The organism is Microcoleus sp. bin38.metabat.b11b12b14.051 (genome assembly GCF_013299165.1).
GTDB lineage: Bacteria > Cyanobacteriota > Cyanobacteriia > Cyanobacteriales > Microcoleaceae > Microcoleus.
The window spans coordinates 237,363-258,507 of sequence record NZ_JAAFKD010000006.1; the positions used below are offsets into that span (position 1 = coordinate 237,363).

Annotated in this window: 20 protein-coding genes and 1 pseudogene; 9 read left to right on the top strand and 12 right to left on the bottom strand. The window is 46.7% G+C overall.

All coding sequences use genetic code 11. The annotated features are described in order from the left end of the window. Positions 1-268: 268 nt before the first annotated feature. The 3 genes from QZW47_RS09490 to rpsB all read right to left on the bottom strand — a co-directional run bounded on the left by QZW47_RS09490 (position 269) and on the right by rpsB (position 3,634). Complete coding sequence (locus tag QZW47_RS09490; RefSeq protein WP_293126426.1) at positions 269-1,174, bottom strand: hypothetical protein; 906 nt, start codon at positions 1,172-1,174, stop codon at positions 269-271. A 619-nt stretch (positions 1,175-1,793) separates the two neighbouring features. Continuing rightward, complete coding sequence (tsf, locus tag QZW47_RS09495; RefSeq protein WP_293126428.1) at positions 1,794-2,456, bottom strand: translation elongation factor Ts; 663 nt, start codon at positions 2,454-2,456, stop codon at positions 1,794-1,796. A 350-nt stretch (positions 2,457-2,806) separates the two neighbouring features. Further along, complete coding sequence (gene rpsB, locus QZW47_RS09500; RefSeq protein WP_293126430.1) at positions 2,807-3,634, bottom strand: 30S ribosomal protein S2; 828 nt, start codon at positions 3,632-3,634, stop codon at positions 2,807-2,809. Between the two features lie 138 nt (positions 3,635-3,772). Here rpsB and QZW47_RS09505 point away from each other — a divergent pair, with 138 nt between their 5' ends. From QZW47_RS09505 to QZW47_RS09520, 4 genes are read left to right on the top strand one after another with little or no spacing between them, the layout of a single operon-like run. Then, complete coding sequence (locus tag QZW47_RS09505) at positions 3,773-3,958, top strand: hypothetical protein (RefSeq protein ID WP_293126432.1); 186 nt, start codon at positions 3,773-3,775, stop codon at positions 3,956-3,958. Continuing rightward, positions 3,955-6,300, top strand: coding sequence for a cation:proton antiporter (locus QZW47_RS09510; RefSeq protein WP_293126434.1), 2,346 nt, complete (start codon positions 3,955-3,957; stop codon positions 6,298-6,300). The genes QZW47_RS09505 and QZW47_RS09510 overlap by 4 nt, the downstream gene beginning before the upstream one ends. After that, positions 6,243-6,482, top strand: coding sequence for a hypothetical protein (locus QZW47_RS09515; RefSeq protein ID WP_293126436.1), 240 nt, complete (start codon positions 6,243-6,245; stop codon positions 6,480-6,482). The genes QZW47_RS09510 and QZW47_RS09515 overlap by 58 nt, the downstream gene beginning before the upstream one ends. Then, positions 6,479-6,985: a hypothetical protein gene (locus tag QZW47_RS09520; RefSeq protein WP_293126438.1), complete on the top strand. Its 507-nt coding sequence runs from the start codon at positions 6,479-6,481 to the stop codon at positions 6,983-6,985. Before QZW47_RS09515 ends, QZW47_RS09520 begins: the two co-directional genes overlap by 4 nt. A 10-nt stretch (positions 6,986-6,995) precedes the next feature. Here QZW47_RS09520 and fraC read toward each other — a convergent pair whose 3' ends face one another. Continuing rightward, positions 6,996-7,520 (bottom strand): filament integrity protein FraC, encoded by a 525-nt coding sequence (gene fraC, locus QZW47_RS09525; RefSeq protein WP_293126440.1) that lies wholly within the window; start codon positions 7,518-7,520, stop codon positions 6,996-6,998. A gap of 229 nt (positions 7,521-7,749) precedes the next feature. Between fraC and QZW47_RS09530 the strand changes: the two genes are divergently transcribed. Together QZW47_RS09530 and QZW47_RS09535 are read left to right on the top strand one after the other, a co-directional pair. Further along, positions 7,750-8,376 (top strand): DUF3038 domain-containing protein, encoded by a 627-nt coding sequence (locus QZW47_RS09530; RefSeq protein WP_293126442.1) that lies wholly within the window; start codon positions 7,750-7,752, stop codon positions 8,374-8,376. 2 nt (positions 8,377-8,378) lie between these two features. Then, entirely contained in the window at positions 8,379-9,605 is a 1,227-nt protein-coding gene (locus QZW47_RS09535; RefSeq protein WP_293126444.1) for a DUF4335 domain-containing protein, read from the top strand. 256 nt (positions 9,606-9,861) lie between these two features. Here the strand turns inward: QZW47_RS09535 and QZW47_RS09540 are convergent, their stop codons facing one another. Genes QZW47_RS09540 through QZW47_RS09550 form a run of 3 tightly spaced genes read right to left on the bottom strand, consistent with a single transcriptional unit; the run spans position 9,862 to position 12,777 of the window. Continuing rightward, positions 9,862-11,949 (bottom strand): abortive infection protein, encoded by a 2,088-nt coding sequence (locus QZW47_RS09540; RefSeq protein WP_293126445.1) that lies wholly within the window; start codon positions 11,947-11,949, stop codon positions 9,862-9,864. Positions 11,950-11,954: 5 nt separating this feature from the next. Next, positions 11,955-12,626: a hypothetical protein gene (locus QZW47_RS09545; RefSeq protein WP_293126447.1), complete on the bottom strand. Its 672-nt coding sequence runs from the start codon at positions 12,624-12,626 to the stop codon at positions 11,955-11,957. Continuing rightward, positions 12,619-12,777: a hypothetical protein gene (locus QZW47_RS09550; protein ID WP_293126449.1), complete on the bottom strand. Its 159-nt coding sequence runs from the start codon at positions 12,775-12,777 to the stop codon at positions 12,619-12,621. Before QZW47_RS09550 ends, QZW47_RS09545 begins: the two co-directional genes overlap by 8 nt. 215 nt (positions 12,778-12,992) lie before the next feature. Here QZW47_RS09550 and QZW47_RS09555 point away from each other — a divergent pair, with 215 nt between their 5' ends. Beyond that, positions 12,993-13,913 (top strand): OmpA family protein, encoded by a 921-nt coding sequence (locus QZW47_RS09555; protein ID WP_293126451.1) that lies wholly within the window; start codon positions 12,993-12,995, stop codon positions 13,911-13,913. Between the two features lie 548 nt (positions 13,914-14,461). On the opposite strand, the gene QZW47_RS09560 is transcribed toward QZW47_RS09555, so the two are convergent. Next, the gene (locus QZW47_RS09560) at positions 14,462-15,574 is read right to left on the bottom strand and encodes an AI-2E family transporter (protein WP_293126453.1); all 1,113 of its coding nucleotides are present in this window, start codon (positions 15,572-15,574) and stop codon (positions 14,462-14,464) included. 179 nt (positions 15,575-15,753) lie between these two features. On the opposite strand from QZW47_RS09560, the gene QZW47_RS09565 reads away from it, so the two are divergent. Then, complete coding sequence (locus QZW47_RS09565; protein WP_293126455.1) at positions 15,754-16,701, top strand: alpha/beta fold hydrolase; 948 nt, start codon at positions 15,754-15,756, stop codon at positions 16,699-16,701. Between the two features lie 310 nt (positions 16,702-17,011). Here the strand turns inward: QZW47_RS09565 and cysS are convergent, their stop codons facing one another. Further along, positions 17,012-18,583 (bottom strand): cysteine--tRNA ligase, encoded by a 1,572-nt coding sequence (gene cysS / locus QZW47_RS09570; protein WP_293126457.1) that lies wholly within the window; start codon positions 18,581-18,583, stop codon positions 17,012-17,014. Between the two features lie 205 nt (positions 18,584-18,788). Beyond that, a pseudogene (locus tag QZW47_RS09575) lies at positions 18,789-19,364 on the bottom strand (Uma2 family endonuclease). A 374-nt stretch (positions 19,365-19,738) separates the two neighbouring features. On the opposite strand from QZW47_RS09575, the gene QZW47_RS09580 reads away from it, so the two are divergent. Then, positions 19,739-20,182 carry an Imm30 family immunity protein gene (locus tag QZW47_RS09580; RefSeq protein ID WP_293126459.1) on the top strand — a complete coding sequence of 148 codons (444 nt, stop codon included), beginning with the start codon at positions 19,739-19,741 and terminating at the stop codon, positions 20,180-20,182. Between the two features lie 8 nt (positions 20,183-20,190). On the opposite strand, the gene QZW47_RS09585 is transcribed toward QZW47_RS09580, so the two are convergent. Both QZW47_RS09585 and QZW47_RS09590 read right to left on the bottom strand, forming a co-directional pair. Next, on the bottom strand, positions 20,191-20,532 hold the full coding sequence (locus QZW47_RS09585) for a XisI protein (protein WP_293126461.1): 342 nt from the start codon (positions 20,530-20,532) through the stop codon (positions 20,191-20,193). A gap of 368 nt (positions 20,533-20,900) precedes the next feature. Further along, on the bottom strand, positions 20,901-21,023 hold the full coding sequence (locus tag QZW47_RS09590) for a hypothetical protein (RefSeq protein WP_293126463.1): 123 nt from the start codon (positions 21,021-21,023) through the stop codon (positions 20,901-20,903). Positions 21,024-21,145: the final 122 nt, after the last annotated feature.

The following is a 21,145-nucleotide window of genomic DNA, read 5'->3' on the forward strand; positions in this document are numbered from 1 at the left end:
CTTAATAAATTTGTGATTTTATGTTTTATATTTTATCCCATTACCAATTCTCTATTCGCGAGCGTCCGGCTCGCACCGCAATTGTCATACTAAATCCGGGTTATTTACCGCCTTGATAATAGCGGTAGTGCGTCGCTACTGAATCTTTGCTGACTAATGACTACTGACTAATGAGGGCGGGCACGGGGGCACCGCCCCTACCTACTGACTAATGACTATTGACTACTGACTACTGACTAATGACTACTGACTACTGACTAATGACTAATTAATCTTCAAACCAACTCGATCGCCAAGCCGACTCAGCTTCCACCACAGCAAGTTCCCGCTGCTTTTTCTGGTAATCGCGCCCAAGGGAGTTCAAACGTAGAGAGAGGTTGCGAATTTGCTGGCGCCAAGCGGAGGTTGCCCCATCAGCAAACTCTATTTCCGACAGCCGCATTTTAATAGCTGTAAGGTGCAGGGCCCTAGGATAGGGTGTTTCTGACAAGTTTTGGGGTGCTGGTGAGGCATCGGTTTCAATGATTAAGTTTAATAAGTTAGGTGGGCCCGCAACGCTGTCGCCTGAGGATTCAACTTGAGAAGCAGCTTCTAAAACCGGTTCTGGCAATTGACTGGGCAAGATTCCGTACTGTTGCAGCAAGCGGTTTGTGTCGCGAGACAGCAGGTTGATCGTTTGGGCGATCGACTTTTCAATACTATTTTGCCAGCGCGCCAATTTTTCCGGGGAATTGGCGCTTTCCAACTGGTAATCTTTCTCGGGAAATTGATAATTAATTGTGGGAAATTCGATGTCTTCCTCCATGTCTTCTTCGATGTCTTCTTCGATGTCTTCTTCGATGTCTTCCTCGATGTCTTCCTCGATGTCTTCCTCGATGTCTTCTTCTGCCTGTGATTTAGTCGCCAGACATCGCAAATTTTCTTCAGATGCGGCAGCCAAACGCCTGACAGACTGCTGCATTTTTTGCCGCCCGTCTAAGGACAACTTGAGAAACGATTCCGGCACCGATTGAGTGCACAGGTGATAGCACGCCAAAATTAACTGCTGCCGCGCCGCTTGTCCCAAGGCAGTTAGATAACCCTCGTAGGTGCTGCGAAACTCCAAAGTCAAGGCTGCTAAAGCCTCTTCGAGTCCTGCCAAATCTTGCTCTATACGCTCTCTTGCTCCCACCATATCTCCCGTATAAAATTAAAATAGGACGATCGGCAAAACCACCCGATTTCTGCGACAAATTCTCTGATTGTCAAGTGTATTCTGGTTAAAAACCGGGCATAAGTTTCAACAATCGCCTCAAACCTGTTTATTTTTTTGATCTCTCGTTTATAGCCGAGACTCGATCGCCCTAAATTCCCCTTCTTAAGGGGAACTTTAACCGCTTCCGGTCTTAATAAGGGGGACTTTGACCGCTTCCTGTTCCCCCCTTTTTAAGGCTACGGTGTACACACAACTTTAAAAACTAACGTCAGAGCCTTTCGATCCCCCTCGCATCCCCCTTAAAAAGGGGGACTTTGAGAGATTTTTGTCCGGTTCCCCCCTTTTTAAGGGGGAGTAGGGGGCAAGCTAAGGGGGGATCTCAGGACTTGTGTGTACACAGTAGCTTTTTAAGGGGGGCTAGGGGGATCTTACCTTAATCGCCAAACAGCAATTTCTGATTGCATTTGACATTAAATTCACACTGGAAACTGGGTTGTTAGCAGGCAGTTGATAAGTCCTGTAAAAAACTAAAAATTAAAAATGCAAAAAAATCATGTTTTCACATTTTTAATTTTCAATTTTCAATCTAAATTTTCGATTATTGAGCTGCGCCCATTTGAGCTGCCACTTCATCGGCAAAGTTAGCTTCTACTTTCTCGATGCCTTCGCCCAAAACAAAACGCACGAAGCGGCGGATTTGGACATTTTCGCCAATTTGGGCGATCGTTTGTTTTACCAACTCTTCCACCGAGATATTCTGATCTCTAATAAAAGGCTGATCCATCAAACACAACTCTTTCATGCGCTTGTCAATTCTGCCTTGAACAATCTTTTCTTTGATATTGTCCGGCTTGTTGCCCAAGTCATCTTTGCCCATTTCAATTGCCTTTTCTCGTTCGACAATTTCAGCGGGGATATCTTCAACTTTCACGTATTCCACATTTGGGCAAGCTGCAATTTGCATCGCAATATTGCGTACTAAACTTTGGAATTCTTCGCGCCGTGCCACAAAATCTGTTTCGCAGTTAACTTCCACCAACACTCCCACGCGGCCGCCCGTGTGAATGTAGCTGCCTACAAGTCCTTCTGAGGCAACCCGTCCTGCTTTTTTGTCAGCCCCAGCCAGACCTTTTTTCCGCAGCCACTCGATCGATGTTTCCATATTACCTTCGTTGGCAGCGAGGGCTTTTTTGCAGTCCATCATCCCCGCGCCGGTTTTGTCGCGCAGTTCTTTAACAAGTTTTGCAGATATGTCCGCCATCTTCTTTAAGTTCCCAATCCAAATTAGTTATTAGTCGTTAGTCATTAGTCGTTAGTCATTAGTCGTTAGTCATTAGTCATTAGTCATTAGTCATTAGTCACTAATTTTAATGTTAATGATTAGACCAGAGTGAAGAAATACCAAGTGCGCCTGAGAGCGGACGAAAGTACGTGTAGCACCATAATTAACTATGACTCTGACATTGTGGAATCCTTTTGTCAGAAATCTACTAATGACTGAGACTAATGGCATTTACAATTAAAAATTAAAAATATCCAACTAAAAATTGTTTTTAATTTTTAATTGTAAATCTTTAATTTTTAATTGCCTGGTGTCAGATGCCCGCAATACTAGCTTTCGGTTTCTTCGCCGTCAGCGTCGGATTCGTCGGGATCTACATAATTGGGGTCATCCAATTCTTCGATTTCGCCATCATATTCGCCGCCTTCATAACCACCTTCGTAGTCGTAGTCTTCGTCAGCGTCGCCGCCTTGTTGACCGTGACGACCTTCGTAGATGGCATCAGCTAACTTGCCGACAATCAGTTTGATCGATCGAATAGCATCGTCGTTTGCTGGAATTGCAATGTCAACCAAATCAGGGTCACAGTTGGTATCCAACAGAGACACGATCGGAATTCCCAGCTTTTGGCATTCCAACACAGCATTATACTCGCGGCGTTGGTCTACCAGCACCACTCCGTCGGGAATCTTACGCATAGATTTAATCCCGCCCAGATACTTCTGGAGTTTTGCCATTTCTCGGCGCAACACCGAAGCTTCTTTTTTCGGCAACAAATCCAGGGCGCCGATTTCCTCGCGGCGTTCCAAATCCTTGAGGCGCTCGACGCGGGACTTAATCGTTGTCCAGTTGGTGAGCATTCCGCCCAGCCAGCGCTGGTTGACGTAGTAAGCGCCGCAGCGTTGAGCTTCTTGGGCTACGATCCCGGCAGCTTGGCGCTTGGTACCGACGAACAAAAACTTTTTACCTTTTTCCGAGGCCACTCTCATGTACTCGTAGGCGTCTTCCATAAGCTGAGCGGTTTGCACGAGGTCGATGATGTGAACCCCGTTGCGCTCTGTGAAAATGTAGGGAGCCATTTTCGGGTTCCACCGACGGGTTTGGTGTCCGAAGTGAACCCCTGACTCTAACATTTGAGCCAAACTAACTACTGGCATTGTATTTTTAACTCCTGTATTCGGGTTAATCCTCCACCCGGTCGTATTTCTAAGGGTTTGCGCCCTTGAAACACCCGAAAACCCGGATGTGCGAATTGAAACAACTTTTCTAGTTTATCACCAGAAGCACGAATTTTTATGACTGTCCGCTCTGGCGAAGGTAGGGTTATCCGTGGGGTGGGGGGTTTGGTGCGCGCCGCTTCGATCGAGATTCAGTTGTCGGGCTTGCTGTGGGGGGCGCGCGCTACGGTTAAAGTTAGTCGATCGCGTCTTCAAAACGCACAATCGAGGCCTCAGGTTGCCAAAGGCTTTGTTAGCTTGTGAGAGAATGGCCTTGGTGCGCCTCTGGTGCTTCGTCAGTTCGATCGAGCTTTTATCGATTTTGTTCGATCGGCAATTCTGCCGGCTTTAGGGCCGCACCGTCGCTCCGCGAAAAACCCAAAGCTAAAAATGCCATGCCCATCCCCATTCTCGTCTTGCTGGAAGTTCTAATTGTGATCGCACTTTCCCGACTTGTCGGTTTAGGATTTCGAGCGATCAAACAACCTCAAGTCATTGGAGAAATTGTAGCAGGAATTATGCTCGGGCCTTCTCTCCTCGGTTTGGTTGCACCAGATTTAGGAGCAGCACTTTTTCCAGCCGAGGCCGTTCCTTTCCTCAACGTGCTGTCAGAGGTAGGGCTGATATTTTTCATGTTCTTGATTGGTTTAGAACTGAATCCCAAGTATCTCAAAAACAATTTAGATGTAGCAATTTTAACATCCCACGTCAGCATTTTAGTGCCGTTTTCCCTGGGAAGCTTGCTAGCGCTGATGCTGTACCCGATCGTTTCAAATAATAGTGTTTCCTTTACAGCCTTTGCCCTATTTTTGGGGGCTGCGATGTCAATTACTGCCTTTCCGGTGCTGGCAAGAATTATTACAGAGCACAACTTGCAGAATACAAAATTGGGGACGCTGGCCCTGACTTGCGCTGCGGTAGACGACGTGACGGCGTGGTGTTTGTTAGCGGTGGCGATCGCGGTTACGCGCACTAACTCGATGGTTGGGGCTTTACCGACAATTTTTGAATCTATAGTTTACATCGGTTTCATGCTGACGGTCGCCCGCTGGTTTTTGCAGAGGCTTTCCAAGCACTACAACCGCACCGGCAGGTTATCTCAGTTAGTGCTGTCCGGAATTTACATGGGAGTTGTAGCATCGGCTTTAATTACTGAATGGATCGGCATTCACTTAATTTTCGGTGCATTTCTGTTGGGTGCTGCCATGCCAAAAAATGCCGGACTCACCAGAGAATTAGCTCAAAAAACCGAAGATTTCGTACTGATATTTCTGCTGCCCATCTTTTTTGCTTACAGCGGTTTGCGGACTCAGATTGGTCTGCTCAATAGTCCCGAATTGTGGTTGCTGTGCGCGGCTGTTTTAGGAGTAGCAATTATTGGCAAATATTTCGGCACTTACACTGCTGCTAGAGTCTGCGGCATCAGCAACCGGGAAGCTTCTGCCCTAGGTTGGATGATGAATACTCGCGGTTTGACTGAACTAATTGTGCTGAATATCGGTCTTTCTTTGGGGGTGATTTCGCCGCTGCTATTTACGATGTTGGTGATTATGGCATTGGTGACAACTTTTATGACTTCGCCACTGTTGGAGTGGACTTATCCCAAACGCTTAATTCGGTTAGATATCTCAGAATTTAGCTCTGATGATTCAGAATTAAAAGATTTACCAATTGCTAAAGACAGCGAAGAAAATGCTAAAAAAATTCTACCCACTTACCGAATTTTAGTCCCAGTTGCTAATCCAACTACGCAGAAAGGTTTGCTGCAACTAGCGGTAGCGCTGGCGCAGCCTGCTGCGGGGATAGGTGGTAACGATTTACAATCAGCGGCGGTTCATCCTCTGAGTTTGATAGAATTAAATGAGGATTACGCCTTTGAAAGTACGCCCGCAGAAGCCGATCGCATTATTCAAGAGCGCCGCTCGAAATTATCAGAATTGATTGAGAGTTTGGAATTGCCAGATGCGAAAAAATTCGTGCATCCGATCATTCGGGTTACTAAGGATGTAGCGCGGGAAACGGCGCAAATTGCGGAACTCGATCGCGCGGATTTGATTTTGGTAGGATGGCACAGGCCGACTTTTAGCAGCAACCGTTTGGGAGGGCGCGTCGGCCAAATTCTCAGCAGTGCTAAGGTGGATGTAGCCATTTTCGTTGACAGAGGCCGGGAACGGTTGAATAATTTGTTAGTGCCTTATGCAGCAAATATTCACGACGATTTGGGGTTGGAATTGGCACTGAGACTGTTAGTTAATAGCGAGCAACGCCGTTTGACTGTGCTGCGGGTGGCGGTAGACGGGATTGAGGGAAATGAGCTGAGTTACGAGTTTCAGCGAGTGATGGAGCAGTTGCCGCCTGAGGTGCGATCGCGCATTGAAACTCCGATTGTGGAGGCTGCTGAGCCGATTCAAGCGGTGATTGCTGCTTCTGCTAATGCCGATTTGACGATCGCGGGTACGAGTCGGGAGTGGGGAATTGAGCGCCAAACTCTGGGACAGTATACTGATGAGTTGGCGGTGCAGTGTCATTCTTCGCTGCTGATTGCGCGGTGTTACGTGAAAGTGCGATCGCATTTGGCTTCGGTACTCACTCCCAGCAGTCATTAGAAGAAAGAAGGAAGAAGGAAGAAGGAAGAAGGAAGAAGGAAGAGGGAAGAAGGAAGAAGGAAGAAGGAGATTGGGAGAAGTGGAGAATTGGAGAATTGCCCAATTCCCAATTCCCAATTCCCAATTACCGATTCCCAATTCCCAATGCTCAATTACCGATTACCAAAAAAACAAGATTATGAATCATTTAAGTCTCAAATCCCTGGCATTTTACGGGATTGCGATCGGCTCGGTTTCGCTGCTGTTTAAAGTGGTAACTGCTTACGGCGAAACAAATTTAAAGGCAGCTCCGGCAATTGCCGGAAGTTATCGCTTCGATGCTAAAAGTTTGCCGGAATGTCTGAAATCCGATTCCTTGGTGTTGACAATCGAGCAATCGGGTGTTTATTTGAGGGGTAGTTTGCGATCGGGTATCGGCGAGGGTGAGGGCGAAAAAACAGAGGAAAAACCTCCTCTAGCTGGCAAGTGGGAAAATCAAGGGTTGAGCTTGTCGGGTGTGGTTCCTAATTTGCCAAATTGCAGTGGCTCCCCAGTAACTGGTAAAAACAGTTTTGTTAAACTGCGAGGAATTGTAGAAAAAGACAGGCTTAAGGGAAAAATTAGTCTGAGAGATCGGGCGGCGGCTAGTGATTTTACGGCTGTCAGAGAAGCGACGGCAAAAGTTCAGAAGAAAGAACAACATTAAAGGTGTTGATTTAATGGATGTTTTGCAAAAATAACACGGCTAAAATTAGGCTGTTGCTGACAGTGTGGGAGATGACGATTGCCCCAAATTGGGTACTTACTTTGAACAACTTTTTCGCCGGAGCGCGGCGGGTGAGGGAAAACGACCGTTTGAACTCGCGTGTGACAGCAGCTTTTTTATTCCGGCCCACCAAGTTGTCTAACAGTTCTAATGCTTGCCACTTGCCGATCAAAGTAACTGCCAATATGCAGGCGGCGATCGCAGTTAGGATTGCGTAATAATCCTGCTCCCCGCCCAATAAAACATAATCGATCAGCCGTTCCCGCAGCTCTTTGGAAAGCACGCTTTCAAGCCCAAAAAAAACTAACCAACCTATGCAATTGCACGAGAGATTGAGGATGGCTGCATATTGAACGCTGGTTTTGGGGTCGAGTTTCAGGAGTTTTTGCAGAAACCACGATTCGATCGCGATCGCCACAAACAAAACTAAAATTTGCACCAAAACAGTCCGAAATGGGAAAATAGTTGCAATCATTAGTCTTACTCCTACGTCTGCTTCCCGATCGTACTTGATAGACTACCAAACCGCTGTATGCCCGAGCCCCTCTCTGAAGAACGATCGCGACTATGCCCACACTTAAGCCACTAGCTGCTAAATTAAAGTCAGAATTAGAACAGAGCGATAAAAATAAAGTATCCCAGGAGGTCTCTGGTTCAGAATTTGTCATGCCCGAGACCCCGGATAACCGTATAGTTTGTTTGGAATGGATATTGCCGTGATCTTAATGCCGTCAGAAACTTCGCTTACCGAGTCAAACCCGTTGATTTTAGACAGTTTGCCAGATTTGTCGCCGAATGATGGCGGGTGTCCCCGCCGGGCCAGATTGCAAATTGACTTGATGTTGTTGGCGATCGAGGCCTTGTATCTCGGAGGTGCGGAAGAAATGCTGGCAGTCTCAAAGGAGCTGGAATTGGAGTCAATTATCAAAAATCGGGTGGTTCTGTGGCTGATTCGCAATACTAACCCGCTGAGACGCTATACCCAGCGCCGCTCCCTGACAGTCGTGGAGGCAAAGGCGTTGGTGGCGATCGCCTGCAATATGGCGCGCAAGCTAACGGCGACAATTCGCCAGTTGCTGCTAGATTCGCAACAGTTGCGATCGAGAAATCTCCCCCTCAGCGAGAACTTACAGCTTTCTGAGTATTTAGAACGCTTTCGAGCTCACTTTCGATCGCGCATGAATCCGAAGCGATCTGTAGTTGCAGCTTACAATTCTGACGACAAGCTCAACGAACTAGCTTTGAACTTGTTGAGCAAACTGCTATTTTGTACGGGTACAGCAGGAATGCAGCGCTTCTGGGTTAGCCTGTTTGATGGAGAAGTTGAGTAAAAATGACTATTAGGCGTCAGTACAGTCTGCCAAATTGCACCCTGGTTCTTGAAGGGTTGAGCGATGGATCGGCAGCCAGCCAGCTAGAGATGCGGCCGGTGCTTTCGATATTAATGAGCGCTGAATGCTATGTGACAGGCCTCGGCGAACCCCTCAGCGGGGGACGAGAGTTTTTTGAAAGTTTGGTGAGGGCTGTTAGCAGCTACGCTCAAGAATTTATGAGCGGAGTGCATTATCCCGATCGCTACGGCCCGAATTTGGGCATGGTACAGTTGCACAGAATAGACGGGAATTCGCACCGTTTGACAGTTCTACCCGCCGGATCTGGCACCGCCACCCAAATCGATCAAAAAACAGAACTGTCGGCAGAGGTAGATTTGACGACGGTACAGCTATTTGACTTAGTAGAGGCGATCGATCAATTTTTTGCTGACACGCAAACGCTGCCGGAATTGTCACTGCAATTAACCCCAATTTCCAAGCGTTATATCAAGTCTGCCGAACCGTTAGCGAAGCGGAGTTTGCCTGCGGTGGTAGGGGTGTCGAGTTTGGCTTTGGCCGCGATGGCGTTTTTCTTAGTGCCGGTGCCAGAAGTCCAACGCCCGAGAGATCCGGTGCCGCAGCCCAATCCGGCCGGCAAGAATCTCGGATCGCCGAGTTCGGGTCCCTCAGGTTCGCCGAATCCCAATCCTGCCCCTCCTGCTGACGGTTTGCTACCTGGGAATAAAATTCCCCAAACCGCACCAAATTCGCCAACGCCGAGTCCCGTGCCAACTGCGGAAGCTTCCCCTGCTTCGCCCTCTGCCACACCGCAGTCGAACACTTCGCCCGAGGGCACGCCCTCTGCCTCGCCGCAGTCGAACATTTTGCCCGAGGGTACGCCCAGTCCTGTTTCCGAAGCTTTGGCCAGCCCTGCCGCTGCCGCCGTGCCGATTAGCGATCCGGCCCAAATTGAGCTGTTGAAGGGCAAACTTTCGCAGCAAATTGACGGAGTTTTGAAGAATCAGCCGGCAGTGGCTGCGGAGTTGGTTTATCGCGTCAGCGTGGCTAAAGACGGGGCGATTGTCGGTTACAAGTCGGAGAATTCCGCAGCAGCCGATCGATCTGCCGATGCGCCGTTGTCGGATTTGCTTTACAAACCGATCGGCACTAGGCCGCCCGAGGAACCGCTGGCTGATTTCCGAGTAGTTATTGCACCGGGCGGTACTGTTGCGGTGACTCCTTGGTAATGGTTGGTAGAAGCGGTTCGTAGAAAACCGGGCGGTTAGAAACCGCGTCTACACAGACAAAACCCGCCTCCGCGGGTTGAAGAGTACACGGTTAAAATCGCCGGATCTTATTAATTATCTTTAGTCCGCGGAGGCGGACTTTGTTTGTGTAGACGCGGTTTCAACCGCCGTCTTTTTGTTCGTTTGTGTAAACCTGGTTTCAACCGCCGTCTTTTTGTTCGTTTGTGCAGACGCGGTTTCAACGGTACGTCCGATCTCAAAGTCCTGTTGGTGCGATCGGCTCAATCTCTGCATCGCATCCCCCAACTTGATTGGTGCGAATTATCCACAAAAATGATCCCTGTTTTAAGAGGATTTTGGCAATTTCATCTTGGGTGCGTCTCGGCAACATTGTGCGGTAACTCATAGCAGCTTTGAGCGAGTTCGCGATCCCCGCAAACAAACCTTTTTTTATTTCCGAATCAATCCCCGCCAATCTCGAATTTTTGCGCCAATCTGGACGGACAACACCCAGGGGAATTAAGACTTTTTCTAAACTCTGTCCTAATGCTACTAATTGCTGAAATCTTTGGGTTTGCGCGGCGGCGGGATTTGTTTTCAGCCAGTCTTGAATCTGAGGATTTGACTCGATTTCGGCAGTAATTTTTTTAATTGTCGCGTAAATTGCCTGACTGGAATCTTGGACGCAAGAAGTTGCTGGCGTAACTAAACTGGCGCCGGTGCCGTCTCCGCTGCGGTAGCGCGCCATCATGATATCTAGTTGCTGGTTTAATTCGGTTAAAGGTGACAAGGTGATGCCGTCAAAATCGTAGTCGCAACACACGCAATCTAATTTACAGATAATATCGCACACCGGGCGATCGCCCAACCAGCCGCGCTGCAAGTCTCCCATGTAACTTTGCCATTTGCTCGCACCTGCAACAATTCCGTCGGGATTGTGGGCGTAAACTTGTTTGTATTCTATGTCAAAACGCAGTTCGCTCGTAAAGCGATCGCGCACCACTTTTGCTACTCCAAAAGCAAAATGTCCGGTAACAATTCCCAGCGGTGCCGGTTCGCCTTTTTGGCCACCGATACCGCCGAAACTGTGAATCACGATGCCAATATCTCCTTCTTGCCAAGGGGAGATAGAATTGTTTTCTGTAGCATCATTTGGCATCAACAATACTCTTTTACCTTGTCCTTTTTGCGCCCTGGTATTTAACCAGTTTTGCTCTTGTAAATAAGCGAGAGATTTTTGTAACCCGAAATGTGTTTCATCTGGGATTAATTGGGCAACTTTGCGGGGTTCGATTCCTTGGACTACAAAAATATTATCTTCGTCTCTTTCGCCGTAAATGTACCAGCCATCTGGATTTAAGGGCGATTGTTCAATTTGGTGATTGGTAGACCTCGCTATCCCATTTTTGTCTGGCTGTACTTGGGGAATCCGAATGATTTCGGCGGCGCCGTCAAATTGTTGGGATGTTTTGCTGAAATGCCGGACAATAAATTTGTCGCTGTCGGGTTCTGGGCGCTGTAAAATTGAGACTAAGGCACAGAAACGGCCGATAATTTGTACTGGTTCGCGATCGATAATTAGTTCCTGTTTGTCGCTGCTGCTGTGATTGATGGCAATCACTGGCCTGCGGAGCATCACAGTCAGGCTGTCTTCAAGTCGGCTCCCCGCTAGAGTTTCTAAAGGGCCGACATTTCGCCAGCCGTTCAATCTCACTGGATGGATGTTGCCTGATTTTTGACTTTTTTTAGTTTTTTTTGTAAACTTAATATCTTGACTGACGGCGTGGACAAAAAACTGAACTGGGCGATTTGTACTCCATTTCAAAAAAGCTGTTTTGCCTATAAAATTTTGATATTTTTTTGGGGCATTGATTACTTCTACAAACACCGTATCGTAGGGTTGGCGCTGATCGTTTGCAGGCAAAATCAAGCGCCCGTGCCAAAGAGCGATCGGCTTGTAGAGATGGGCAACTGCTGCTGCATCTTCGCAGATCATCTGCGGCTCAATTGCTGCTGAAATTTCTGTTTCTACTCGCAAAAAATCAGCAGTATAATTCGCCTCACTTTCTACGAACTGTGGCTCTAAAAAAATATTTTCATGCTCGGCAATATTCGCACTTGATTTACCAGCATTTTTTTTTAACTTAAGTGTCAAAAAATAGCGGGTTTCCTCCAATTGTACCTGCAACCAATTTAGTAAAAGTCGCAGAAAAATAAAAGCTGAAAGACTGAAAATAACAGCGAAAGCTGTCAGTCCCAGAGTCAAAAGAAATTGCTCTAAAGATTGACCGGAAAGTAAAATAATTTTGGGCCAGCTCGAAGAAATTGAAGAATATGCCACCATAATATCTAAAAACGAGTTTTAGGTTCGATCCAGTCTGTGCTGGCTTGAGTGCCAAAAACTAGGGGTTTGTCTTCGCTGACAGCTACGGTTTGGCCGGTCATATCGACGGCGCAAAGAGGCCAAGATCGATCGCCCAAATGACCGGCACGGAACAGAACTTGTCCGGGGCAAACTTGACTCCAACCCAACAATACAGCATGGGTGTAAAGACTGCGAGCCGGAGCAACGGTATAAGTGTAATTATCATTTTTATCCCAAATGACCGCGTAGTCGGACATATCGGAAGAGTTGAATAACGCTTCAAATTCGCGGGCGAGAACACGGGAACCCTCTTGATTCCAAGAAACAGGCACTAAAATCGCGATCGTCCCGGACATATCTGTGTCATCGCTAGCATACATTCCGCTTTCCGCCAGGGGCGAAGCAGCCACCACTGTTTGCAGTTCCCCAGTTTTGAGATTTTCCACAAACATCACGCTGCTAACCCGACACCGCGCCAATTCCGGCTGTACTTGCAATTCAATTCGACTGTAAGCCGCGTATTGGCCGTTAGTTGAAACAAGGGAAGGACTCCGATAGTAGCGGACACCTGTGCCGGCATTTGAACTCACCTTAGCGTGAGTCTCGTTAATCCATTCCCAAGGCACGGGATAGGGACTATTTAAAGGGTCAGTCATCGTTTTTTTCTAAAAGTTCTACATTATTATCTAACAAATTTAGGACTTCCACGCAGGGGACGATAAATCCGGTTTCTACCTCGATGCTGCGCCGCCCAACCCCTGATTTGGAAAAACCGGGTTTCTGTTTTAGATTAGACTTGAATGGCATTCATTCGCTCTTCTATCTTGACAATTATCTGCGTTGATCTGCGTGCATCTGCCTGACATCTGCGGTTTCTGTATCAATCAAAGATTTAGGCAATTCAAGTCTAATGTAGATTTGTCTTTCAATCTCAAATCCAAAATCTAAAATCTAAAATCTAAAATCCGATAGGTGAGATAGTATCGAAATTAATCAGGTATGTGTACCGAGAGGGAGGAACCATGACGCGATCTTTTAACGAAAAACCTTCAATCCCCCCAACTCGCGCCTCCAAGTCGCGGGGAAAAGGTTTGCTTTTACTGTCACTGATATTTCGACTGCTGCTGCTGGGCGTAGGTAGCGGTTTTGCGTGGGTGTTGGGGATGGCGATCGCCCAAATTTATCCCTCACCCGCCACAGAAATGCCGATCGCCGAGAGATTGCTGCGCGTAACTCAAAATTTGACATCCAGCCCAAAACGCGCGCCAACAACGCCAATTCCCGCGCTTCCTGCACCAACCGTTACACCAACAACTCCCCAGTCCACAATCAATCCCGCCCAGAGAGAGAAATTCCAGGGAGATTTGAGAAAATTGCAGGGCGAACTCAACGCACTAATTGGCCGCACAGCGGCTTTGGAGAGTCAGTTGGGCACCAGCCGCCCGACGGAAACTTTAGAAAAGCGGTTGCAGTTGATGTCGCAGCAATTGGCTGCAACATCAACTGCAAGCGCTTCTCCTCTGGCTTTACCCGCGCTGAGTCCGGGAAATACCAGCGTGCAGCCCCAGAATACAAGAAATCCAGTGTTTGCGGGGGATGGGCTGATGGTAACTCTCCCCAGCGATGTTTTGTTTGATACTGGTAGCATTTCTCTGCGGGCGGGAACTAATACAATTTTGGACAATTTGGTGGCCGAGTTGCGAAATGACGAGGGCGCGACGGTGCGGGTGGCGGGCCACACCGACGACGCGGGAGAAGAGGCGGACAATCGCAATGTATCGTTTGCGCGAGCTCAGGCTGTGGTGCAGTATTTGTCTGGTGTGCTCGGCAAGAAGTATCATTGGGTGGCGATCGGCTACGGGGAAAGTCACCCTTCGGTGGATAATACTTCTGATATTAATCGGCAGCGCAACCGCCGCATTGAAGTGGCAATTAGTCCTTAGTCATTTGTCATTAGTCACCGGACTTGTATAGCAGTTCTCACAAAGCAAAATTATTTGTAGGGTGTGTCGCCATCAACAATCTCTAAATTTGACAAACAATCTCAGGGCGACGCACCTGATACAATATTTGAGGAAACAAGCCTTAAACGAGTTTGGTGTTTTGGAAAATAATATCAATCAATGGTAGGGTGCATTTCACTTTGGCAAATATGTTTGTAGGGGCGAAGCATGACCGCAGTCAACCGATTTTAGATTTTAGATTTTAGATTTGAGATTGACCCCACGGATCAATGCGGGGGCTTGAGGATTTTAGATTTGAGATTTTGGATTGATTCCACGGATAAATCCGGGGGCTTGTATCACCTTTGAAATTCTTGGTCAATATGGGATTGCAACTAATAACTTATATGCGGTCATGCTTCGCCCTCTTCAAAAGTGAGATGCACCCTAATGGTAGAGGTGCGTCGCCCTGAGATTGTCGATATTGAGTTAGAAATTTTTCATAGCGACACACCCTACAACTATTAAAAACTAAAATCCTCTCCCCCTCACGCTGAAGGCGTCAAAGGCGGCAAGTCAGAATTATTTTTAGCTTGATTGATTGTTTCTCGATATTCGCTCCTCAGCTTCGGTTTTAAATACAAGTTTTCAATCAAAGCCGCCACTCCCGCAAACCAGGGCGGCACAATTACAGCCCCAATAATTCCCAATACTTGCACGCCTCCCAAGACAGACAGCAATTGATATAAAGGATGCACGCCAACCGAGGAACCAACCAGCAACGGATCTAGCACGTAAGTTTCTAAGTTTTGGATAAATACAAATAACAGCAATACCCACAACAACACCCATCCACCCTTGGCTAAGGCAACGATTAAGGCTGGTACTGCGCCCAAAACCGGGCCGATGAAGGGAATTAGATTTGTCACACCTGCGATCGCACCTAAGCCCAAAGCAAACTCCGGCATTCCCAAAAAACTCAAACCTGCGGTAATAAATATCCCTAAAATCCCCGAAACTAAAACGCGCCCGCGAATGTAACTTCCCATTCTTTGGCCGATGGGCGTGGCTTGGGCGGCGAGTTTTCTATCCCAAGGTTTCGGGAAAAACTGGACTAAACTTTTAATTAACGTGTCGCTGTCGGCCACCATGTAACCGGAAATAAATAATGCTAAAACTAGACTGAAGAATCCGCCGAGAATGCCTCTAGTTAAACTGTACGATCGCAAAACCAGTTGTTGACTCGATCGAATCAACCAATTAGTCAGCGATTGAGTATCCAGCAACTGATTCACCAAAGCAGGCGCATCATCGGTGAGGCGACTCAACAGATTAGTCGCTACGGCTTCCAAACTTTCGGCGTACAACGGTAACTGCCGCAGCAGTAACTCGATTTGTTCGATGACTGTCGGCCCGATTAACACTACCGTCCCGCTGAATCCGCCGATCAGAGTTAAATAAACCAGAATCACCGCTAGCCACCGGGGAACGCGCATGGTTTCTGCCCAATTGACGATCGGGACGATCGACGCGGCGAGCACGACTGATATCATCAGAATTACGAGCAGGCTGCGTAATTGCCACAGCAGCACGAGCAGCAAGGATGATGCTACAATGAGCAGCAAGTTTGGTATAGAAATGGTAATCCGCTGTTCTGACATGATTAACTAATTATATTGTTGCCGATGTCTGACCCTTGATTTTATAATAAACGATATGATATAAATAGTGTAATTAAAATCTTGAAAGTGCCTTGTGAAAACTCTTAAAAGTTTTGTGGGGTGGGCCGAAGAGCCCGCCCCAATATGCAGGTTAGTAAATTAAAAATTAAAAATTAATCATGTCACAATCTTCAACCCAAAATTTATCCGCGATTTCGTCTATCAAATCACCAACCCTGTTTTACGAATGGCAAAAATATCGCTGTGCTTATGATGTTTATCAACCAACTACTGCGACAGAAGATAGCATCCCTTTGTTATTAATTCATCCCATAGGAGTTGGATTGTCAAGAGTATTTTGGCAGAGATTTTGCGAAACTTGGTACAAATCAGGTAACACAAATCCGATTTACAATCCCGACCTTTTGGGCTGCGGTGATTGCGAAATGCCCGCTGTGGCTTGCTATCCTAGCGATTGGGCGGCACAGTTGCAGTTTTTCTTGGAGACTGTAGTAAAAAAACCTGCGATCGTCCTCGTGCAAGGTGCTTTACTGTGTGTAGCCTTGGAATTAGCCAAAATCCAGCAAGAAACTGGTTCTAATTTAATTCGCGGATTAGTCCTTGCGGGGCCTCCAGCCTGGGCGGTGATGAACAAACATTCCACAGATAGAGAGCAAAGAATCGTCTGGAATTTGTTAGACTCTCCGTTAGGAAACGCTTTTTATCGCTACGCCAGACGCACTGAATTTTTGCGTTCTTTTTCTGCAAAACAACTGTTTGGCGATGCGGCAAATGTTGACAGTGAATGGTTGGATGCTTTGCAGGCTGGGGCCGCCAATCCTGACAGCCGTCATGCCGTTTTCTCGTTTTTAGCCGGATTTTGGCGGCAAGATTATAGTACCGCGATTCAACAGTTTATGAATCCAGCACTCGTTATCGTGGGAGAAAAAGCTTCAAGCATTAGTCAATCGGGAAAGAAAGAGAAACCAGAGGAAAAACTAGCGCAATATTTGGCTAACTTTCCCAAGGCTGAGGGCTTATTAATGCCGGGGCGCAATGTTTTACCCTACGAATCAACCGCAGAATTTGTCGGGGCGGTTGCCGAATTTGCGAAGTTAAATAAATAAAAATTCATTCGTTCGTAGTACGGACTTCAGTCCGTCCCAAAGGACTAAAGTCCTCACTACGAACCTGAGTTTGTAGTACGGACTTCAGTCCGTCCCAAAGGACTAAAGTCCTCACTACAAACCTGAGTTCGTAGTGCGGACTTCAGTCCGTCCAAAAGGACTAAAGTCCTCACTACGAACCTGAGTTTGTAGTACGGACTTCAGTCCGTCCAAAACGACTAAAGTCCTCACTACGAACCTGAGTTTGTAGTACGGACTTCAGTCCGTCCCAGAAGACTAAGGACTAAAGTCCTCACTACGAACCAATTTTTTAACCGCGATGCCAAATCGTGATACCATCCTTTTGGTCAATCAAAGTAACTCCCTGATCCTTAAGTTCATTGCGAAGCCGATCGCCCTCAGCGAAATCCCTAGCAATCCTGGCATCCTTCCGCTGCTGAATCATCGCCTCAATTTCCGCATCAGTCAAGCCACCAACCGCATCATCGCCGTCAGCTTCCGGCTGAACTTCCAACCCCAAAACCCCCGCCAAACCGACCAAAGTCAGCCACTTTTGCTGTAACAACTCCGGCGCAGTGTCAGTTTTGCCTTGATGCACCAAAACATTGCTTTCCTTACCCAATTCCTTAGCCAATTCAAACAAAACAGCTAAAGCAGCCGGAGTATTGAAATCATTATCCATCGCTGCTTGGAATTCCTGCACAGCTTCGGTATCTGGTGCGGTTTTCTCAACATCCCAACTCAGTTTATCTGCATATCGGAGTCCAAAAAGCAAGCCTTCATTGATCGTATTCCAGCCATTTCTAGCAGATGCGATCGCATCTTCGGTAAAATCTATCTGACTGCGGTACTGCGCCATAAACACAAACAGCCTCACCGCCATCGGTTCCACCGCTTTTGACTTATCGCTTTGATTCTTACTCCCCTTAACAAGGGCAGATTCATTGTCACTCTTACTCCCCCCCTTAGCAAGGGGGGGCTGGGGGGGGTCAGATTCTGAATCGCCCGACCAATTCCCCTCCAACAAATCGCGAATAGTAATAAAATTGTACAAAGACTTCGACATCTTTCTGCCATTAACAGTCACAAAAGCATTGTGCATCCAATAATTAGCCAGAGACTTACCAGTCGCGGCTTCAGATTGAGCAATTTCGTTTTCGTGGTGGGGAAAAGTTAAATCGGAACCACCGCAGTGAATATCAATAGTTTCTCCCAAGTAATCGCGCACCATCGCCGAACATTCAATGTGCCATCCGGGGCGACCTTTTCCCCAAGATGAATCCCAAAAAGGTTCACCGGGTTTAGCACTTTTCCAGAGGGCGAAATCTGAGGAATTTTGCTTTTTTTGAGCTTCTATTTCGGCGGTTTCCAATCTGCCGCTAGCCCCGGCTGCCATTTCTTCCAACTTGCGGCCGGAAAGTTTGCCGTAGTTGTCAAACTTGCGAACGCTGTAGTAAACGTCGCCGCTGTTTGCGTAAGCAAAGCCTTTGTTTTCTAACTCGTGAATCAGCCGTTTGATGCCGTCTATCGAGTGCGTGGCGCGGGGATATTCATCGGCCCTGAGAATATTTAGCTTGTCCATGTCGGCAAAATATTCGTCGATGAAGCGTTCGGCTACCGCTTCCATTGTGGAATTTGTCTCGCGGGCTCTGTTGAGAATTTTGTCATCAATATCGGTAAAATTCTGTACGTAGCGCACCGAGTATCCGCGCCACATCAGATATCGGCGCACCATATCCCACACAATGTAAGCGCGGGCGTGGCCGACATGGCAGTAATCGTACACCGTAACGCCGCAGCAATACATCCGCACCTTTGAGGGTTCGAGGGGCTCGAAAGGTGATTCACGGCGGGTCAAGCTGTTGTAAAGCGTTAGAGGCATGGGATTTGAGATTTGGGATTCATGTACCTACCTACTTATTGTATTGCGGTTGGTGAATCTTTCGGTGTTATTACCAAATACGATCGACTCGGCGGTTGAAACCGCGTCTTGTCACACAAAGATTAACCCGGCGGTTGAAACCGCGTCTTGTCACACAAAGTCTGCCTCCGCAGACTAAGAGATAATTATCTAGGATTTAGAAGGATTACCAAACATCTGTTAAATCTAAGACAAATCCCGGTAATATATCTCCCCCGGATAAAGTCCTGGGATTATTTAATATTTCCACATCCTGATTTTGTCTGTATATCTCAACTTTCTGGTTTTTGCGATCGATTAACCAACCCAAACGAGCTCCATTTGCGATATATTCTCGCATTTTTTATCGCAATGGTTCCATGTTGTCAGATTTAGAACGCAATTCTACAACAAAGTCTGGACAGAGGGGAGCAAAGCCTTCTTGTTCTTTGGGTGTGAGAGTTTGCCACCGTTCTAATTTAACCCAGGAAGCGTCTGGGGAGCGATCGGCACCATTGGGCAGTTTAAAACCGCTAGAAGAGTCAAATGCTACTCCCAGCTTGGTTTGGCGATTCCACAGCCAGAGTTGTCCTTCAATATCTAGGTTTCGATTGCCTGTCTCACTTCCAGTGGGTGCCATAATGATTAATTCTCCTGTAGCAGTTCTCTCTAGCCTTAAGTCACGGTTAACGGCAGCAATTTGCTGGAACTGTTCGTGAGTTACTTTGAAGGTTTGAGGAATGGTAATGGTAGTTTTGAGCATACTGTGCGGCCTCGCGATCGGCTATTACCTATTCTATTATGTCACAAAAGCTTGCAAAGTTATATCGGCTTTTTCAAGTAACTTTGTACTAATCATACAAAGCTTTTCTATTCCTTCGTGATAAAATTATGAGATATTGCGTAGCTGAAATACATAGGAGAAAAAGATCGTAAATAGCATACCTCAACTACTTCCAGAAGAAGCCACTATCGGACGCTATGATCGGTTGCTAAAAACTGGACAGGCGATAATCTAACATCGATTTATCGCCGTCAGGGACTTTACAGCCCAGAGATTAGACGCAGCTTACAGGAAGTTATCCGGTTGAATAAGTTAGTTTGGTCGAGAATTTTTGACAAGGAAGGTAATAGCTGATGAAAGAAAATATCTGGATCAACATTTTAGAAAAAAATAAATTAATGCGATCGCCTGATGAAGTGACAGCTTTTGAAAATGCTTTAGCCTCACTTGCCAATTATCCTCAAGATGAAGATTTGCAAAATTTACATTTGATTTTAGACGATCGCTGTGAACAGCCAGAAGTCATGTTTGGTTTGATTCATTTTCTAGAATCTTTTGATGTATCAGCACAGATTCAAGCATTTGTTACAGTTGTACCGCAATTAATGCTCGTTGCTTCGGAATGGACGAGAATCCTTCACAGCCGCATTTTGAATGATGATGATGCTTGTCGTTTGTATCTAGATATTTTGCATTCATTGAACTCCCAAGAACCTAATTTTGTTCGTCAATTGCTGGAAGAAAGCGCTAGTTACCATTTAAACCAGCGGGAACCAAAATTAGAGTTAGCTAGGTAAGGACGTTTTTAGGCTACAGCAAAATCTGTCAAAGGGCGATCGTCTGGATGGTGAAAAGCCAAAACTATATCACTTTGAGGAACTCCTTCCTTTAACAGTTCGTTGGCGATTCCTTCTTCAGTCCAATCTTCTTCTATCCAAATCTTATTATTTTTAATCTGGATGTGAACTGTGATTCCTCTGACTCTTTTGTTTTGTTGCCATCCTACCTGAAACCAAAGATATTGACCGCGCTGATCGTCAAAGGCTAGAAGCATCTCTGTGTTGGCTGCGGTTTGGTTGGCGATCAGGCGATCGTACTCGCTCAAAATCTTTTGGATTAGGGCGCGATAGTTTTCTATTTTATCCATTGTCTAATTACCTCCGATTGGATCTCGACAACTATAATTTTAAAAGGCATATAGCGATTCTCAAAAAAATGAAGTATTGACCGACTCAATGCCTCAATCCCCGAATCTAAAATCTAAACCTGTACCTCACCTTTTTGACAAAGACATATCTATTCTGAACGATCGCCCTCACCCTCCAAACTCATCAAAAGCCCACTATCACAATTTATCATCAAACCCTGACATTTGCTTCAATACCGATCCCCCGACTCCCTAAATGTCATGATTTTTTGACAAATTGATCCCCGAATCGCCGAAAATGCGTATAAGTACCCATGATTCAGGCAAAAGACCCCTTGACCAGACCGGGAATTGTCTGCAACATTAAGTCATGACAAAGCGATCCCAAAGAAATGCTTTGATTGAGCAACTCTGGGAGTCAGATAGCGCGTGTGCTGCCGGCACAGCGTTGCTAGCAGCACCGATCGCACTCGCACAATCGATCTTGTCAATCAAGAATCGATAGATAAAGTTTTATTTAGAACGGTGCGCGCAGAAGCCCCCAAGTCAAAAACCCCGATCGCAATTGGGGACAAGACAAGCTAAAAACCAGCAAGGCTTCATAGGTTGGAGA

Coding starts and splice junctions, on each gene's coding strand:
- QZW47_RS09540 (WP_293126445.1), bottom strand. CDS start 11,949: ATGGTGGCATATTCTTCAATTTCTTCGAGCTGGCCCAAAATTATTTTA.
- QZW47_RS09560 (WP_293126453.1), bottom strand. CDS start 15,574: ATGTCAGAACAGCGGATTACCATTTCTATACCAAACTTGCTGCTCATT.
- QZW47_RS09550 (WP_293126449.1), bottom strand. CDS start 12,777: ATGCCATTCAAGTCTAATCTAAAACAGAAACCCGGTTTTTCCAAATCA.
- QZW47_RS09520 (WP_293126438.1), top strand. CDS start 6,479: ATGAATCATTTAAGTCTCAAATCCCTGGCATTTTACGGGATTGCGATC.
- QZW47_RS09545 (WP_293126447.1), bottom strand. CDS start 12,626: ATGACTGACCCTTTAAATAGTCCCTATCCCGTGCCTTGGGAATGGATT.
- QZW47_RS09580 (WP_293126459.1), top strand. CDS start 19,739: ATGAAAGAAAATATCTGGATCAACATTTTAGAAAAAAATAAATTAATG.
- QZW47_RS09585 (WP_293126461.1), bottom strand. CDS start 20,532: ATGGATAAAATAGAAAACTATCGCGCCCTAATCCAAAAGATTTTGAGC.
- QZW47_RS09555 (WP_293126451.1), top strand. CDS start 12,993: ATGACGCGATCTTTTAACGAAAAACCTTCAATCCCCCCAACTCGCGCC.
- QZW47_RS09565 (WP_293126455.1), top strand. CDS start 15,754: ATGTCACAATCTTCAACCCAAAATTTATCCGCGATTTCGTCTATCAAA.
- tsf (WP_293126428.1), bottom strand. CDS start 2,456: ATGGCGGACATATCTGCAAAACTTGTTAAAGAACTGCGCGACAAAACC.
- rpsB (WP_293126430.1), bottom strand. CDS start 3,634: ATGCCAGTAGTTAGTTTGGCTCAAATGTTAGAGTCAGGGGTTCACTTC.
- QZW47_RS09530 (WP_293126442.1), top strand. CDS start 7,750: ATGGATATTGCCGTGATCTTAATGCCGTCAGAAACTTCGCTTACCGAG.
- cysS (WP_293126457.1), bottom strand. CDS start 18,583: ATGCCTCTAACGCTTTACAACAGCTTGACCCGCCGTGAATCACCTTTC.
- fraC (WP_293126440.1), bottom strand. CDS start 7,520: ATGATTGCAACTATTTTCCCATTTCGGACTGTTTTGGTGCAAATTTTA.
- QZW47_RS09490 (WP_293126426.1), bottom strand. CDS start 1,174: ATGGTGGGAGCAAGAGAGCGTATAGAGCAAGATTTGGCAGGACTCGAA.
- QZW47_RS09505 (WP_293126432.1), top strand. CDS start 3,773: ATGACTGTCCGCTCTGGCGAAGGTAGGGTTATCCGTGGGGTGGGGGGT.
- QZW47_RS09535 (WP_293126444.1), top strand. CDS start 8,379: ATGACTATTAGGCGTCAGTACAGTCTGCCAAATTGCACCCTGGTTCTT.